This is a genomic window from Nonlabens sp. Asnod3-A02 (genome assembly GCF_045063755.1).
Taxonomy (GTDB): Bacteria; Bacteroidota; Bacteroidia; order Flavobacteriales; family Flavobacteriaceae; genus Nonlabens; species Nonlabens xylanidelens.
Genome location: NZ_JBEFOC010000008.1, coordinates 587,487 through 603,966 on the forward strand (window position 1 = coordinate 587,487; position 16,480 = coordinate 603,966).

14 protein-coding genes are annotated in these 16,480 nt (G+C 34.8%); 11 read left to right on the forward strand and 3 right to left on the reverse strand.

Translation table 11 applies throughout. The features are described 5' to 3' along the window. Window positions 1-77: 77 nt before the first annotated feature. From ACJJVN_RS12670 to ACJJVN_RS12685, 4 genes are read left to right on the forward strand one after another with little or no spacing between them, the layout of a single operon-like run. Window positions 78-3,488 carry a DUF4175 family protein gene (locus ACJJVN_RS12670; protein ID WP_405378483.1) on the forward strand — a complete coding sequence of 1,137 codons (3,411 nt, stop codon included), beginning with the start codon at window positions 78-80 and terminating at the stop codon, window positions 3,486-3,488. Continuing rightward, a complete protein-coding gene (gene ybeY, locus ACJJVN_RS12675) occupies window positions 3,481-3,900 on the forward strand; it encodes an rRNA maturation RNase YbeY (protein ID WP_405378485.1) in 420 nt (139 codons plus the stop codon). The genes ACJJVN_RS12670 and ybeY overlap by 8 nt, the downstream gene beginning before the upstream one ends. 3 nt (window positions 3,901-3,903) lie before the next feature. After that, entirely contained in the window at window positions 3,904-5,775 is a 1,872-nt protein-coding gene (mnmG, locus tag ACJJVN_RS12680) for a tRNA uridine-5-carboxymethylaminomethyl(34) synthesis enzyme MnmG (RefSeq protein WP_405378487.1), read from the forward strand. 19 nt (window positions 5,776-5,794) lie between these two features. After that, entirely contained in the window at window positions 5,795-6,634 is an 840-nt protein-coding gene (locus tag ACJJVN_RS12685; protein WP_405378489.1) for a class I SAM-dependent methyltransferase, read from the forward strand. Window positions 6,635-6,761: 127 nt separating this feature from the next. On the opposite strand, the gene ACJJVN_RS12690 is transcribed toward ACJJVN_RS12685, so the two are convergent. Then, window positions 6,762-7,157: a hypothetical protein gene (locus ACJJVN_RS12690; protein WP_104514232.1), complete on the reverse strand. Its 396-nt coding sequence runs from the start codon at window positions 7,155-7,157 to the stop codon at window positions 6,762-6,764. A 93-nt stretch (window positions 7,158-7,250) separates the two neighbouring features. Further along, window positions 7,251-8,381 (reverse strand): ATP-binding protein, encoded by a 1,131-nt coding sequence (locus ACJJVN_RS12695; RefSeq protein ID WP_104514233.1) that lies wholly within the window; start codon window positions 8,379-8,381, stop codon window positions 7,251-7,253. A 223-nt stretch (window positions 8,382-8,604) separates the two neighbouring features. Here ACJJVN_RS12695 and ACJJVN_RS12700 point away from each other — a divergent pair, with 223 nt between their 5' ends. The 5 genes from ACJJVN_RS12700 (at window position 8,605) to ACJJVN_RS12720 (ending at window position 13,464) form a co-directional block, all read left to right on the forward strand. After that, window positions 8,605-9,786 carry a phosphoglycerate kinase gene (locus ACJJVN_RS12700; protein ID WP_405378491.1) on the forward strand — a complete coding sequence of 394 codons (1,182 nt, stop codon included), beginning with the start codon at window positions 8,605-8,607 and terminating at the stop codon, window positions 9,784-9,786. Window positions 9,787-9,967: 181 nt separating this feature from the next. Next, window positions 9,968-11,530: a lytic transglycosylase domain-containing protein gene (locus tag ACJJVN_RS12705; protein ID WP_104514235.1), complete on the forward strand. Its 1,563-nt coding sequence runs from the start codon at window positions 9,968-9,970 to the stop codon at window positions 11,528-11,530. 1 nt (window position 11,531) lies between these two features. Next, window positions 11,532-12,527, forward strand: coding sequence for a DUF4837 family protein (locus ACJJVN_RS12710; RefSeq protein ID WP_405378493.1), 996 nt, complete (start codon window positions 11,532-11,534; stop codon window positions 12,525-12,527). A 171-nt stretch (window positions 12,528-12,698) separates the two neighbouring features. Next, entirely contained in the window at window positions 12,699-13,040 is a 342-nt protein-coding gene (locus ACJJVN_RS12715) for a hypothetical protein (RefSeq protein WP_405378495.1), read from the forward strand. Window position 13,041: 1 nt separating this feature from the next. Then, window positions 13,042-13,464, forward strand: a complete 423-nt coding sequence (locus ACJJVN_RS12720; protein ID WP_405378497.1) for a hypothetical protein — start codon at window positions 13,042-13,044, stop codon at window positions 13,462-13,464. Window positions 13,465-13,545: 81 nt separating this feature from the next. On the opposite strand, the gene ACJJVN_RS12725 is transcribed toward ACJJVN_RS12720, so the two are convergent. After that, complete coding sequence (locus tag ACJJVN_RS12725; RefSeq protein WP_405378499.1) at window positions 13,546-13,746, reverse strand: twin-arginine translocase TatA/TatE family subunit; 201 nt, start codon at window positions 13,744-13,746, stop codon at window positions 13,546-13,548. A 314-nt stretch (window positions 13,747-14,060) separates the two neighbouring features. On the opposite strand from ACJJVN_RS12725, the gene ACJJVN_RS12730 reads away from it, so the two are divergent. Together ACJJVN_RS12730 and ACJJVN_RS12735 are read left to right on the forward strand one after the other, a co-directional pair. Further along, complete coding sequence (locus ACJJVN_RS12730; RefSeq protein WP_104514238.1) at window positions 14,061-14,927, forward strand: M23 family metallopeptidase; 867 nt, start codon at window positions 14,061-14,063, stop codon at window positions 14,925-14,927. Continuing rightward, window positions 14,928-16,430, forward strand: coding sequence for a GH3 auxin-responsive promoter family protein (locus tag ACJJVN_RS12735; RefSeq protein WP_405378501.1), 1,503 nt, complete (start codon window positions 14,928-14,930; stop codon window positions 16,428-16,430). The last annotated feature ends 50 nt before the right edge of the window (window positions 16,431-16,480 follow it).

Genomic DNA, 16,480 nt, shown 5'->3' on the forward strand with positions numbered 1-16,480 from the left:
AATATTACCGCAATGAATTGATAAGAGGTATAATTTTATTTTTGGCCTTAGGATTACTGTATTTTTTGTTTACCGTAGTGATTGAATTTTTTCTGTGGTTAAGTCCAGTAGGTAGAACCGTATTATTCGGTCTGTTTATAATGATGGAATTGTTTCTATTAGTTCGTTTTGTTCTTTTACCACTTGCAAGATTATTTAAGTTATCTCGAGGTATAGATTTTAGAGATGCGAGCTCTATGATAGGTACTCATTTTCCTGAAGTGTCAGATAAATTAATTAATGTTTTACAGCTTCATAAAAATGGTGGTGATGATGAGCTCACATGGGCTAGTATTAATCAAAAAAGTGAGAGTCTTAAACCCATACCATTTACACTTGCGATAGATTACAAGAAAAACAAAAAATACCTACCGTATCTTGCTATTCCGTTGGTAATTATAGCTGGTTTATTTTTTACTGGTAATAATGAAGTTTTAACGGATAGTGCAAAACGTGTTGCAGATTTTAATAATGAATACATTCCACCTGCGCCATTTACTTTTACCATTCTCAATGAAGATCTCAACACTTTACAACGTCGGGACTTTAAACTCAATGTAGAGGTAAGTGGTCGTAAACTGCCAGAAAATGCGAGTATTCATTATAACGACCAGACCTATTTTTTAACTCAAGATTCTCCAGGTAAGTTTAGTTTTATTTTTTCCAAACCTACTCAAGCTACTCAATTTTATCTGTCGGCTAATGAAGTTAACAGTCTTAATTATACACTTCAGGTAGATGACGTTCCGGTTTTAAACGGTTTTGATTTATTCTTGGATTATCCATCGCATACTGGTAAAAAGGATGATGTCCTTGCTAGTACAGGTAATACAGTTGTACCGCAAGGCACTAAGATTACTTGGAAATTAAAAACTTCTAAGACGAGCCACGTAGATTTTATAACCCCAGAAGAAAGATTTCCGTTTAAAAAGAATGATAATAGTTTCGCTTTCGCGAAAGCGGTATCACAACCTTTTAAATATTCGATTGCTACCTCTAACGTTAACATCAAAGATTTTGAAGTTCTTAATTTTAAAATTGATGTTTTAAAAGATGAATATCCAGAACTAGATTTAGAGATGAAAAAGGATTCTGTGGATTCTGATTTGATGTATTTTAAAGGTCAAGCGTCCGACGATTATGGTATACGTAAAATGCAGTTGGTCTATTATCCAGCAGACGATGTTTCTAAAATTATAAATTATGATCTGGGTTCTAATCGTGGAACTTTTGATCAATTTCTACTAACCTTTCCTGGTAATGTCAAATTAGAAGGAGGTAAGAGTTATCAATTTTATTTTGAAGTTATCGATAATGACGCTGTGAATAGTTTTAAATCTACAAAGTCAGAAGTGTTTTCTTATCGCAAATTGTCTATTGATGAGTTTCAGGAAAAGCAACTCTCTCAACAAAAAGAATCTTTATCAAATTTAGAAGAAGCTGTTAAGGAACAACAGAAACAACAAGAAAAGCTGGATCAATTATCTCAAGAACAATTCCAGAAGAAGAATCGTAGTTTTAATGATAAACGCAAGTTAGAACAAGCTTTAAAAAACCAACAAAAGCAGGAGCAAAAAATGCGACAGGAGTTGGATAAAATGAAACAAAATCTTCAAAAATCAAATCTACAAGAAGATGAAATGAAAGATGTTCTTGAAGATCGTATGGAAAAAAGTGCCGAGGAACTTAAAAAGAATGAAGAATTATTAAAGGAATTACAGGAGTATCAAGAAAAACTTTCCGCTGAAGAATTAAAGGAAAAAGTGGAGAAAGCTAGGAAGAATTCTAAAAAGCAGCAACGTAATCTTGAGCAATTATTGGAATTAACAAAGCGCTATTATGTAGAGCAAAAGTTTGAACAATTAGGTAAGGAGCTTCAAAAAATAGCACAGAAACAAAAGGAACAATCAGAGAAGGAAGGTGAAGATAATAAGAAGGAAGATCAGGATAAGTTGAATGAAGAATACAAAGAATGGGAGAAGCAACTTAAAGAGTTAGAAGAAGAGAATGATGGTCTTAAAGATCCTATGAGTTTAGAATTTGAACCTGAAAATTCTGAAGAAATTCACGAAGAACAAGAGCAATCCAGTCAAGATCTTGAAAACTCAAAATCATCTGATGCGCAAAAGAAACAGAAAAGTGCTGCTCAAAAAATGCAGCAACAAGCTCAGAAAATGTCTTCTCAAATGGCTCAAATGTCAGCTGATCAAATTAAGGAAGATGCTGAAAGTTTGAGACAAATTCTAGATAATTTGATTGTTTTCTCTCAAGAGGAAGAGGGTTTAATGGAATCTATGCGTGACATGAATAGATTAAGTCCTAATCTGGGAAGTAAATTAAAGTTTCAAAAGGATTTAGAAAGCGCCTTTAAGCATGTGGATGATAGTTTATTTGCTCTAGCAACTCGCAACCCTAAAGTAGGTCAGGAGATTAATGAAGAGGTTACAGATATTTATTATTACCTAGATAAATCTCTAGATCAAATTGCAGAATTTGAAATGAATAAGGGCCAGGTATCGCAGCAATTTGTTTTTAAAGGTGCTAACACTTTGGCAAATATGTTGAGTGCGTCTTTAGACGCTATGAATAATAGTATACCCATGCCAGGTATGGGGCAATCTGGTGAATCTGGTCAGGGCTTTCAATTACCTAATATTATTAAAAAACAAGAAAGTTTATCTAAGTCTGGGGCGGGAGAAGAAGGTAAAGATGGTGAATCTGGTAAGTCTGGTGAAAGTGGTAAAGATGGAGAAAGCGGTCAAGGCGGAGAGAGTGGAGAAGGTGGTGAATCTGGACAATCTGGTAAGGATGGTCAGTCTGGTCAAGGAGGTGAGTCTGGTAAATCAGGACAAAGTGGAGAAAGTGGTGAGTCAGGTGAAGGTGGTGAAGGTGGACAAGGCGGTGAATCTGGTAATGGTGGCCAAGGTGGACAAGGCGGCCAAGGTGGTGATTCTGGAAAAGGCGGCAATAATGGTTCTGGTAATGGAGAAGGATCTGGTGGTGAAGATGGGGAACAACAAGGTTATAGAGAAAGTGAACAGGAGGCTGCTCGTATTTATGATATTTATAAACAACAACAGGAGTTACGTAATCAGCTAGAAGATATGATACGTCGTGAAGGATTGGAAGGTAAAGTAGGTGATATAACAGATAAAATGAAAGCTGTTGAGCGTAAACTATTGGATCAAGGTTTCAATAGAGAAGTGCAACAACGCATGATGGATATACAGCACGATTTATTAAAATTAAAAGATGCCGGTTTAGAACAAGGCGAGGAGAATCAACGAGAAGCCACAACCAATGTTAGAGATTTTAATAACAATACAAAAGCCGAAATTCCTGATGCTTCTAAGTACTTTAATAACAAAGAGATTTTAAATAGACAAGTATTACCTTTGCAGCCCCAATACCGCAATAAGGTAAAGGAGTATTTTAAAGCTAATGATTGAATTAAATTACCAGAATAATTTTGCGCAACTCGATGAGGTTGTCTACTCAAAATGGTTAGAATCCATAGTCATTTCTGAGGGTAAAACTATAGGAGAATTGTCCTTTGTTTTTTGTTCAGACGAGTATCTTTTGAAAATTAATCAAGATCATTTAGATCATGATACCTATACAGATATTATAACTTTTGATTACTGTCTAGACGGTTTAATAAATGGTGAGGTTTATATAAGTACAGATAGGGTTAAGGAAAATGCTGTTAGCTTTCGCGAAAGCGAGATAAATGAATTGCATCGCGTCATGGCACATGGTGTATTGCATTTATGTGGTTATGGAGACAAGAGTGATGAAGAAGCACGTATTATGCGTGAAAAAGAGAATGAGAAAATCGTGATGTTTCACGTGAAACAATAAGCAATGTTTGATAAAGAATACGATGTTATAGTAGTAGGAGCTGGCCACGCTGGTGGAGAAGCTGCTGCTGTTTCTGCAAATATGGGAGCTAGTACGTTACTTGTAACCATGAATCTAGAAACGATAGGACAGATGTCTTGTAATCCGGCCATGGGTGGTATTGCAAAAGGACAGATAGTTCGTGAGATAGATGCTTTAGGTGGACTAAGCGGTATTGTGTCTGATAAGAGTGCAATACAGTTTAAGATGCTTAATAAGTCTAAAGGACCTGCTATGTGGTCTCCTAGAACACAGAATGACCGCATGCGTTTTTCTGAAGAATGGAGATTGCAGTTAGAGGCAATCCCTCTATTGGATTTTTATCAGGAAATGGTTTCTGGTTTAATCGTAGAGAATGGTAAGGCAGTAGGTGTACGTACTTCTTTAGGGATTGAAATTAGATCTAAATCTGTTGTACTTACAAATGGTACGTTTTTAAATGGACTTATTCATATAGGAGATAAACAGTTCGGTGGTGGTAGAGCTGGTGAAAGAGCCTCTACAGGAATCACTGGTCAGTTAGTGGGATTAGGTTTTGAATCTGGTAGAATGAAAACGGGAACTCCACCTCGTGTAGATGGTCGTTCTTTAGATTATTCAAAGATGGAGCCGCAACCTGGAGATGTAGATACTTCTAAGTTTAGCTACAGTAATCTTACATCTTCTTTAAAGCAGCAAAGAGATTGTCACATGACTTATACGAGTCCTGAGGTGCATAATTTATTACGTGAAGGCTTTGATCGTTCTCCTATGTTTAATGGTAGAATACAGTCTTTAGGGCCACGTTATTGTCCTAGTATAGAAGATAAAATTGATCGTTTTGCAGACAAAGATCGTCATCAATTGTTTGTTGAACCAGAAGGATGGAATACTTGTGAGGTTTATGTAAACGGATTTAGCACTTCATTGCCAGAAGATGTACAATTTAAAGCATTACGTAGTGTAGTTGGTTTTGAAAAAGTCAAATTTTTCAGACCTGGTTATGCTATAGAATATGACTATTTTCCACCTACACAATTAAAGCATACGTTAGAAACAAAATTAGTAGACGGTCTTTATTTTGCAGGTCAAATTAATGGTACTACTGGTTATGAAGAGGCAGCATCTCAAGGTTTAATGGCTGGTATTAATGCGGTGCGTAAAATTAGAGAAGAGGAACCTTTCATATTAAAACGAGACGAAGCATATATAGGAGTTCTTGTAGATGATCTTATTACTAAAGGTACAGAAGAGCCTTATAGAATGTTTACTTCTCGTGCAGAATATAGAACCTTGTTAAGACAAGATAATGCCGATTTAAGGTTAACACCACGAGCGGTTGAGTTAGGTATTATTACCGATGAGGCTCTTAAAAGAGTTGATCGTAAAGCAACAGAATCTGAAAAAATGGTTCAGTTCTTACGTGATACAAGTTATGATTTTAAAGAGATGAATAATTTACTTGTCGCAAAGGGAAGTAAAGAGGTTACTCAAAATGATAAATTGTTTAAAGTGTTTTCTAGACCTCAAATTGATTTAGAAGATATTAAAACCATTTCTCAGGTTAAAACTTATTTAGAAGATAACGACCTTGATAATGATATTTTAGAACAGGTAGAAGTACATGTAAAATATGCAGGTTATATAGCAAAGGAAAAAGATAATGCAGATAAGCTACATCGATTAGAGAATGTAAAGATTCCACCTAACTATGATTTTAAAAGTATCAAATCGCTTTCTTTTGAGGCTAGAGAGAAACTAATAAAAATTCAACCGGTAACTGTTTCTCAGGCTAGTCGTATTTCTGGTGTTTCACCTAGTGATATTTCTGTATTATTAGTCCATATGGGTCGATAGTTTCACGTGAAACAATTATATGAATTTTAAATTTTCAAAACCTTTTTTAGAACTTAAGGATTACTTTCTAACTCAAGAAAAGTTCGAATTATATCTAGATCCAGAAACAGAATTGATAAAGACTATTCCTCAACCAGAGCAATTAGATCTTTATTATGAGAGTGAAGATTACCTATCTCACGATGATACTCAAAAATCATTTTTTGCGTTTTGCTATAATTTTGCAAAATCCTTTAATCTTAAATCTAAGACTTCGCTCATAGGTAGATTTATTAAAAATGGAAAAGTATTAGATATAGGTGCTGGAGTAGGAGACCTTGTAAACGCATTACAAAAAAAAGGAATTACAGCAACTGGATTTGAACCTAGTCCAAAAGCCAGAAAAATAGCAGGAGAAAAAGGAATTGTTTTAAAACCCAATTTAGAATCTTTTAAGGAAAATAGTTTTGACGTTATTTCTATGTATCATGTTTTAGAACATGTAACAGATGTCGAAAGACAAAAACAGGAAATACTTGCGTTACTAAAATCTCATGGCATTTTAATACTAGCTTTACCTAATTATAAATCTTATGATGCACGATTTTATGGAAAGTATTGGGCTGGCTACGATGTCCCAAGGCACTTATTCCATTTTAATAAAAAAGCAGTAAAAAGTTTATTTGATAAAGAATTTGAAATCGTAAAAATGAAACCTATGTGGTTTGATAGTTTTTATGTTTCTATTTTATCATCGAGATATGAAAAATCATTTTCTCCTTTTATAAAAGGAATAATTATAGGCTTGCTATCAAATTGTGTAGCTTTATTTAATAAGGAGCCCAGTTCTATCACTTATGTACTCAAAAAGCGCTTTTAATTAGTTTTAAAAGCGCTTTTTCATTTTGTTATGACATATGTATACGATTTATTTAAAACCGCTTAAAACTCATTATTTGAAGTCAATATCAATAAGATGTACCTATCATTATTAATTTTCAGATAGATTATATATATTGAGACCAAAATAGGCCTGCAACACTGACTATGAAGTAAATTCCTAATCTAGATGCGCCAGCAAAATCTTTTACAATTCTAAGACCTACTAATAAAATCAAAAGAAGAATACTGGATAGTATAAATGCATATTGAGCATAAAGTAAACTTTCTTCTGTGACTATATTAAATAATGCAATTCCTATTATCGTGCTAGTCGTAATTTCTATACCTAGAATTACTATAGTACTTATCAAAACTACAAAAGGGCTTAGAGCATCTTTAAATAAGCCGCAAAAGTCCTTATAGGTCTGTTTCCAAGCAAATATTTTTTCAAAAGAAGAAATGAGGTAAGTAACAAGTAAGAAGATGAGAAGTAGTATAATACCGGAATAGGTAAGTAGCATGGCTTTTGTATTGTATTACAATTATACTATCCTTTTAAATACTACTGCTTTTTAATCGATAAAGTACTTAAAGATGGTAGTTTATCCTTATTTCTAGGCTTTTGAATGTAATATACGCGTCATTCCGATACTTAAATCGGTAAGCACTATTTTTCCATTTGCATTACGTTCTATGTGATAAATAGCTTCTTGAAGTTGTTTTTGCACTTCTATCATTCTATTTCCATCGACGAAAGGAGCAAATTTACTTAGGTCAAAACCGCTTTGCGGAGCTAGATATACAGCGCTCTCTGCCTTATAGTTTTTAAGCATAGCCTGTCTAAAAAATTCAATACAGTAATTTAAAAATCTTATCTGTGTTTCACGATTAACACTAGCTATAGTTGTCGCCCAATCCATAAGCTCGTTAATCGCAGTTATCTTAGTCTTTGCGACAAATGCGGTGCGTACCCACTGCACAAACCACTGTTCAAATTGTAAATCTTCGGCATTATTTTGTGAAAATTGTACCGCTTTTCTATAATCTCCATCTGCCTGCCTAGCAATTATAGAGCTTTGACTTTCAGTTAATTGAAGGTTTTTTTGTAATCCTTCGGCTATTACAGCGGCATTAAGTTTTGGTACATGTATAATCTGACACCTAGATTTAATAGTATTTATGATTTTATCTTCAGATTCTGCAACGAGTAAAATAATGGTTTTACTAGGCGGTTCTTCTATAAGTTTAAGTAGCTTATTTGCTGCCTCTGTATTCATTTTATCTGCACCCCATATAATGAGTACTTTGTAGCCACCTTCATAAGATTTAAGGCTCAACTTTTTCATGATAAGTTGCGCTTCGGCTACACGTATTTCGGCATTCTTTTTTTCTATATCGATGGCCTTGTACCAGTCCGGTAGACTACCATAAGAGTTCTCTTTTAAAAAAACACGCCATTCTTTTAAAAAAATATCTGAGGTTGCTTTTGTACTACTACTTCCTGCAGACGATGGCATTGGAAAAGAAAAATGTAAATCTGGATGCGCTAGATTATTAAGTTGTGCATGACAACTCTCATTATGCTCTCCACATAATATATCTCTAGCATAGGCAATTGCAAGTGGTAAAACACCACTACCGGTAGGTCCTACCAGCATTTGAGCATGTGCTATACGGCCATTTTTTACAGTAGACTGTAAGTGGCTTTTTATATGAGTAAGTCCTAAAACATCTTGATATTGCATAGTGCAAATATAAGTGGATGATGGTAAAGATGGGAATACATCCATCTCTAGTCTTCCTTTAAGAGAAGATGTTACTTTATGAATTTAACAACCTGTTTCACATAGGTAGATATTACTGTTTTCCCTCGAGAGTAAACAACTTACACCTTTTTCCATTCCCTACAACGATATTGTAGATCGAGAACCGTTATATTTGTTTTTAAACAATTTTGAATATAATAAGATGACTATAGACCAGATTAATTTTGAGAATAAAAAAGCACTTATAAGAGTTGATTTTAATGTACCTCTAGACGAGAATTTTAAGGTTACTGATGCTACTAGAATTCAGGCAGCAAAGGACACGATTATTCATGTTTTAGAAAAAGGTGGTTCTGTTATATTGATGTCACATTTAGGTCGTCCTAAGAATAAAGAAAATGATTTCTCTTTACGTCATGTGGTTGATACAGCCAGTGATATTCTCGGTGTTCAGGTTAAATTTGTAGAAGATTGTATAGGAGAAATAGCTCAAAAAGCTGCTCAAGATTTACAACCTGGTGAGGTTTTACTTCTAGAAAACCTGAGATATTATAGTGAAGAGACTGCTGGAGATTCCGCTTTCGCGAAAGCGTTATCACAATTAGGCGACGTATATATAAACGATGCTTTTGGAACTGCTCACAGGGCTCATGCTAGTACTGCTGTAATAGCACAATATTTTGAAGAGAAATGTTTTGGACTACTTATGAATCGTGAGATCGATAGTCTAGATAAAGTAATGGAAACCCCAGAAAGACCACTAGTTGCTATTTTAGGTGGTGCTAAGGTGTCTTCTAAAATCACGGTTATTGAGAATATTCTAACTAAAGTGGATGACTTAATTATAGCTGGTGGTATGGCTTATACGTTTATCAAAGCACAAGGTGGTAAAATAGGTGATTCTCTAGTAGAAGATGATAAACAAAGCCTAGCGCTAGAAATTCTTGCTAAAGCTAAAGAAACGAATACCAGAATTCACTTACCGGTAGATGTTGTAATTGCAAATTCTTTTTCTGAACTTGCTACTATGGATAAAGCTGCCATAGATCAAATTCCTGATGGCTGGATGGGACTCGATGTAGGAGAGAAATCTAGAGAGCTATTTCATGAAGTGTTACAAAGTGCCAAAACTATTCTATGGAATGGACCTGCTGGTGTTTTTGAAATGGAACCGTTTGCAAATGGTACTATCGCTTTAGGTAAGTCTGTTGCAATGGCAACAAAAAATGGTGCATTCTCGTTAGTAGGTGGTGGTGATAGTGTAGCTGCGGTAAAACAATTTGGTTTTGCAGATCAAGTAAGCTATGTCTCTACTGGTGGTGGCGCCATGCTAGAAATGTTAGAAGGGAAAACACTTCCTGGTATAGCTGCTATTAAGGGATAACCCCATATTTTAAAAACAAACTAATTTCTGGCTTTGCATAATCTCATATGTTTGTGCAAAGCTTATTCAGTATAAATATAGTTAGACGTTATTGTCTAAAAAATTCTCACACTTTTACTATTTGTATATCTAAACTCATCAAATAGAAAATGTTATTTCACAGTAATTACAGAAACAATTCATGAACAAATACCTTTTACTATTACTATCTTCAGTAGTCTTTACACCACTAGCGGCACAAGTAGAACAAGATTCTACAGCTACTACGGGCAAAGTCATTTCTTATGAAGAGTATAAAAGACAACAAGCTCAAAATGATTCTATAGAATCTGGTACTATATTATCTAGAGAAATACCTGTTCAAGAAATAATGATGGATACTACCGTTGCAGGTACGCCACTTATCGTGCATCCTGAGGTAGATGATCTGGATGAAAAACTACTCAATGAATTGTATAACAATGATTTATATGAGTATATGTACAAAGAGATTGTACAAATGGATTATAGTGAGACGGTAAATCAAACCTTACCTACTGACACACTTAAAGCTAGACTAGCAGCGATTAATGAAAGCACGCCTTTTCAGATAGATTACAATCCGGTGCTAGAAAAACTGATCAATAAAAAACTCAGTTACAAACGTGTTTACATGGAACGATTGATGACGTTAAGTGATTATTATTTTCCCTTATTTGAGCCTTACTTAGATCAGTACGATATTCCATTAGAGATGAAGTACCTGGCTATAGTAGAAAGTGCCTTAGACCCACGTATTAAGAGTAGAGTAGGTGCCACTGGATTATGGCAATTTATGTTTACCACAGGTCGCAATTATGATCTAGAAGTAAATTCTTATGTAGATGAGCGCATGGATCCTATAAAATCTACAGTTGCTGCGTGTAAATTCATGAGTAGCTTATATAAAATTTATGGAGATTGGGATCTAGTTCTCGCGGCTTATAATTCTGGGCCAGGTAATGTAAATAAAGCGATACGTCGCAGTGGTGGTTATAAAAACTACTGGAATATTAGACCATATTTGCCACGTGAGACGGCCGGTTATGTACCAGCTTTTCAGGCGATGATGTATCTCTTCACTTACGCTCCAGAACATGGATTCCAGCCGCAACAGACTATTTATAAAACTATTGCAACAGACACGATAAGAGTTAAAAGAATGATATCTCTAGAACATGTGTCGCAATTTACAGACCAAGATCTTGAGGTAATACAGTTTCATAACCCTTCTTATAAACTAGATATTATTCCTTTTGTAAAGGGTAAAAATCATAACCTGAGACTTCCTGTTAGAGATGCCGCAAAATTTGTTAGTAATGAGGCTGCTGTGTACGCTTTCGCGAAAGCGGAATTTGACAAAATAGAAAAACCTCTTCCAGAATTGCTAGTTGCAGAAAGCCGATCTGTATATCGAGTGAAAAATGGTGATTACCTAGGTAAAATAGCTAATAAGTATAACGTAAAAGTTAGCCAATTAAAACGCTGGAATAACTTGAGAAGTAATAATTTGAGAATAGGACAAAAGTTATATATACACTCTAGAAAACCAGTAACTACTTCTAAATCTAGCTCTTCAAAAGCGCCAGCCACTTATAAAATTAAAAGTGGAGACAGTTTATGGAAAATAGCCAATAAATATGGCATATCTATTGCTAGCATACGTAAATTGAATCCTACCACATCTGACGACCTTAAGGTAGGTGCCACCCTTAAATTAAAGTAAAATGAAAAAATTATATGTAATACTTGCAGTATGTCTAGCTTTTATAAGCTGTGATGATAAGGCTATTGTAGTGCAAGATAGTGCCGGTAGACTCAATGATATACTCGTAGTTATAGGAAATAACGATTGGGATGGACCGCTAGGTGATACGATTAGAAAAGAGTTTGCTAGACCACTAGATGGCATAGTAAGAGAAGAGCCTATGTTTACATTAAATCATGTAAAACCTGCTGCCTTCACTGGAATGCTTAAAAAATCACGTAATTATTTGATCATTAAACAGTCAGATAGTAGTGGAGTGAGTATTAAAAAGGACCTGTACGCAAATCCGCAATTAGGTATAGTGGTACGTGGTACAGATAAGGTAGATATAGCAAAGGTAATCTCTGATAATGCAGACGATATGATAGCTGTATTTAATAAAGGAGAAGTAAAGCGCAAGCAATACCTTATGGATAAGGTGGCCTTAAATACAGATAGGATTACAGACCGTTTTGGTATAGAACTTATTGTACCTCGAGCTTATCATTTTGCTACTTATAATGGAGAGATCGACAACGATTTTTTCTGGTTACGTAGAAGTATTAAAGAAGGGACTATGGATCTTATGATCTATGAAGTAGAGCGCAATAGAATAAAACGTAGTGATAGTACTGTGCTGGATATTGTAAAAGTACGTGATTCTATAGGTGCCATAAAAATTCTTACAGATGGTGGACCATTCCAGACGGAACCTGCATTCTCACCTTTTCTTAATGAAAGTCAGATAGACGGTAAATTTGCCTATGAGACTAAGGGAACTTGGGAAGTAAAGAATATGTTTATGGCAGGACCATTTGTTAATTATGCTATTTACAATAAAGAAAAAGATAACTGGTTAATTATAGAAGGATACGTGAGTGCACCGGCTAGTGCACAGCGTAATTATTTATTTGAAATAGAGGCTATTTTAAAGAGCTTAAAGTTTATAGAGCCGCAAAAGGAGAGTGGCAACTAATATTTTTTTTACAGACAGTAAGTTGAATATCATTATCTTAGTATCAAACTAACTCATCAAAAACAAAAGATATTATGAAGCTTAACTGGCTGGCTTATACTAATCTGGATTCATAATGCCTACATCCCATCATTTACGGCAAATGGTGAGCGAGACGATAACAGAAGACTGATGGAGTCTTATGCTACGCATATTGAAATTACTGATATGGATGAGTTTTATGACAGGCTGGGAGAACCTGCCTATAGATATGAAGGTCAAAACTTGCAAGATCAAACGATAAGTACTGAACCATATTATACAACTTTAGTTTACGATTTAACAGATACTCAAAATCAAGGAGTAGGCCCATTTGCTTGTGTTTTACCGACAGACAATGCCGAAAATTTTACCGTTAGAGAGGTTCAAGAAGCTTTAAAAAATGCTACTGACCTTGACGATTATAGAGCAAACTTAGATGCTCTAGGCAAAGATAATCCAGCTGACGTTTTACAATTATTTAACAACTGGTAAAATGAAAAAATTATCAATATTAATTTTGTTAATTCTTGCATCTTGTGATCCAGATCAAGAAGATCGAACAACCTGCTATTCTTATATAAACAACTCTAATCAAGATATTGTATTGGAAATGTATGATTATAATAGTGGACAATTTATAACTGAAATAGGAACTTTTTCTCTTCAAGAAAACGGCTTAATTGTAGAAAGATGTAAAACTGAGAGAGATGTTCCTGGACCTACAAATCTTTATAGATTTGATTCGATAGTTGTGAAATTTAATAACACAAAAAAACTAACCTATTTATTTCGATCAGGTCAAAATCCAGACCCTATTTTTGATGGTAATGAATATGACTTAGAACAGGTCGGGAACACTTTCAATCTATCATGGAAATTCACTGAAGAAGATTTTAACAATGCCGTGTTTTTTTAATAACTAACATTAATGTATTTCTATATAAAAAAACCCCATCATTTAAAAAATGATGGGGTTTTGTGTTTTTGAGATTATATACTACCTATCTAGATTAGTTTTATCGTCTTTCTTTACATCGTTTTCTTCTTTAGTAGCATCCTTAAATTCTTTGATTCCGCCACCTATACCGCGCATCAATTCTGGTATTTTTTTACCTCCAAAAAGAATTAATATAGCAACCACGATTACAACCCACGTTCCTACACCAGGCATTCCTAATAATATATAATTTGATAACATCGCTTAATGATTTTATGATACAAAGATACAACAAGCGGTATAATCACAAGATTTTAGGCTGTTAATCTTTAATAAAGCTTATTTGAAAACCCAAAACGCTAAAAACTTGTTTTTGAGATACTCAGTTGATATCAATAAAATCAGGTACTATTCTCAATACGAGTTTAGCAAAAGCATATTTACACTCTAATTAGTCATGCTTTTATTTTACATAGCTATCGTTTAATCACCTAGCTGTCTAACACCTAAATACCCAAGACCTAATCACCCTATACCTAGAAAAACTATTTATATTTGTTACACGTTAAGATCGCATGGCAAAGAAGAAAAAAAATAGAAACCAAAAGAGCAAATGGACACACCATTACCGCATGGTCGTGCTCAACGACGACACTTTTGAAGAACGTTTTAGTCTCAAACTCACCAGACTTAATGTATTTGTAGTGACCGTAATAAGCGCTATTTTATTAATAGGATTAACCACGGCACTTATAGCCTTTACACCTATTAGAGAGTACATTCCTGGTTATGCAGACGTGAGTATGCGTCGCGATAATATAGAACTGGCAAAGAGAACAGACTCATTAGAAATAGCGATAAGAAGTAACGATCAGTTTTATGGGCGTATAAAAATGCTTCTCAATGGTGACATCACTACAGAAGAGTATGAACGTATAGACAGCATTGCAAAAGTTGAAACCAGTACCGAGATTCCAGATCTTACACCTATTAAAGAAGATAGTCTATTAAGAGAAGAGGTAGCACAAGCAGACCGTTACAGTGTTATCGCCGGTGCAAAAGCAAAAACTAATTTTGTCTTCTTCCCGCCAGTTAAAGGAACTATTTCTAGTAATTATGATACAGAGATAAAACACTATGCCGTAGATGTTGTTACTACCGTAGGAACACCTATAAAAGCCGCTGCAGACGGTACAGTGGTTTTTGCTAGCTGGAGTTCAGAAACAGGATATACCATGCTTATCGAGCATCCTTATGGACTTATTACAGTATATAAACACGCAGGTAATTTGCTTAAAGAACAAAATGATCAGGTACTAGCTGGTGAAGTAATTGCTACCGTAGGTAATACAGGAGAGTTAACAACTGGTCCACATCTACATTTTGAGATATGGAGCGATGGTTACCCACTAGATCCTACTAATTTTATCAACTTTGAATAGATGTCGTTAAAGTCACTCGGTGCAAAAGTTTTTGCTACCATCATCGATAGAAAAACTAAAAGTTGGGCTTCTAAACCGGTAGCCTCTCAGGAAAAAGTGTTTCATAATTTAATTAAGACTGCTGGTAATACCGCTTTCGCGAAAGCGCACTCCTTTTCCAACATAAAAACACATAAAGACTTTGTATCACAAGTACCAGTGCGTGATTATGAAGAATTAAGACCCTTTGTAGATAGAGTAGTAGCTGGTGAGAGTGATATCTTATGGCCAGGAAAACCTCTTTATTTTGCAAAAACATCTGGTACGACTAGTGGTGCAAAATATATTCCGATTACCAAAGAGTCGATGCCCGAGCACATAAAAGCGGCTCGTAATGCGATTTTAAGTTATGTTCATGAAACTGGAAAATCACAATTTGTAGATGGTAAAATGATTTTCCTACAAGGAAGTCCAGAGATGGAATCTAAAAATGGAATTCAACTAGGTAGATTAAGTGGTATTGTTGCTCATTACGTACCTAATTATTTACAAAAGAATAGGTTACCTTCTATGGAAACCAACTGTATAGAAGACTGGGAAACTAAGGTAGAAGCAGTTATTGATGAGACTCTACCAGAAAATATGAGCGTTATTTCTGGAATCCCAAGTTGGGTACAGATGTATTTTGAACGCATCGTGCAACGTACTGGTAAAAAAGTAGGTGAGGTATTTCCAGATTTTAATCTATTCATTTACGGCGGTGTTAATTTTGAGCCTTATAGAGCAAAATTTGATCAACTTATAGGTCGTAAAGTAGATAGTATCGAACTTTTTCCTGCTAGTGAAGGTTTTTTTGCCTATCAAGATAAACAAGATGAAAAAGGAATGCTTTTGCTTCTAGACGCAGGTATTTTCTATGAATTTATACCAGCAGATCAGTTTCATGATAAAAACGCACCTAGATTAACCATAGGCGAGGTGGAAACAGGCGTTAATTATGTCATGATCATTTCTACTACAGCAGGATTATGGGCCTATAACATAGGTGATACCATTGCATTTACTAGTACGGCACCATATAGAGTGGTGGTTACAGGTCGTATAAAACATTACATAAGCGCTAGTGGAGAACATGTTATAGGTAAAGAAGTAGAAGAGGCTATGAAAGCAGCCTCAAATAAATTGAGTATTGTAATCAATGAATTTACTGTCGCACCACAATTAAGCCCAGCAAATAATGAATTGCCATATCATGAGTGGTTTGTAGAATTGGGTGATGCTACAAATGTAGATCTTCATAAACTGGCACAAGTACTTGATATTCAAATGAGAGAACAAAACTCTTATTATGACGATTTAATCACCGGTAAGATTCTACAACCATTAATTATCACTTCAGTACCAGAAAATGGCTTTAAAGAATACATGAAAACCATAGGTAAACTAGGCGGTCAGAATAAATTACCACGTCTTTCTAATGATAGAAAAATTGCTGAGGTACTCGAGAAGATTATTGCAAAATAGTAGAATCAAAAATTACTATTTCAGTATTTAATATATTTACCCCAAAGACT

Coding starts and splice junctions, on each gene's coding strand:
- ybeY (WP_405378485.1), top strand. CDS start 3,481: ATGATTGAATTAAATTACCAGAATAATTTTGCGCAACTCGATGAGGTT.
- mnmG (WP_405378487.1), top strand. CDS start 3,904: ATGTTTGATAAAGAATACGATGTTATAGTAGTAGGAGCTGGCCACGCT.
- ACJJVN_RS12685 (WP_405378489.1), top strand. CDS start 5,795: ATGAATTTTAAATTTTCAAAACCTTTTTTAGAACTTAAGGATTACTTT.
- ACJJVN_RS12690 (WP_104514232.1), bottom strand. CDS start 7,157: ATGCTACTTACCTATTCCGGTATTATACTACTTCTCATCTTCTTACTT.
- ACJJVN_RS12695 (WP_104514233.1), bottom strand. CDS start 8,381: ATGCAATATCAAGATGTTTTAGGACTTACTCATATAAAAAGCCACTTA.
- ACJJVN_RS12700 (WP_405378491.1), top strand. CDS start 8,605: ATGACTATAGACCAGATTAATTTTGAGAATAAAAAAGCACTTATAAGA.
- ACJJVN_RS12705 (WP_104514235.1), top strand. CDS start 9,968: ATGAACAAATACCTTTTACTATTACTATCTTCAGTAGTCTTTACACCA.
- ACJJVN_RS12710 (WP_405378493.1), top strand. CDS start 11,532: ATGAAAAAATTATATGTAATACTTGCAGTATGTCTAGCTTTTATAAGC.
- ACJJVN_RS12715 (WP_405378495.1), top strand. CDS start 12,699: ATGGAGTCTTATGCTACGCATATTGAAATTACTGATATGGATGAGTTT.
- ACJJVN_RS12720 (WP_405378497.1), top strand. CDS start 13,042: ATGAAAAAATTATCAATATTAATTTTGTTAATTCTTGCATCTTGTGAT.
- ACJJVN_RS12725 (WP_405378499.1), bottom strand. CDS start 13,746: ATGTTATCAAATTATATATTATTAGGAATGCCTGGTGTAGGAACGTGG.
- ACJJVN_RS12730 (WP_104514238.1), top strand. CDS start 14,061: ATGGCAAAGAAGAAAAAAAATAGAAACCAAAAGAGCAAATGGACACAC.
- ACJJVN_RS12735 (WP_405378501.1), top strand. CDS start 14,928: ATGTCGTTAAAGTCACTCGGTGCAAAAGTTTTTGCTACCATCATCGAT.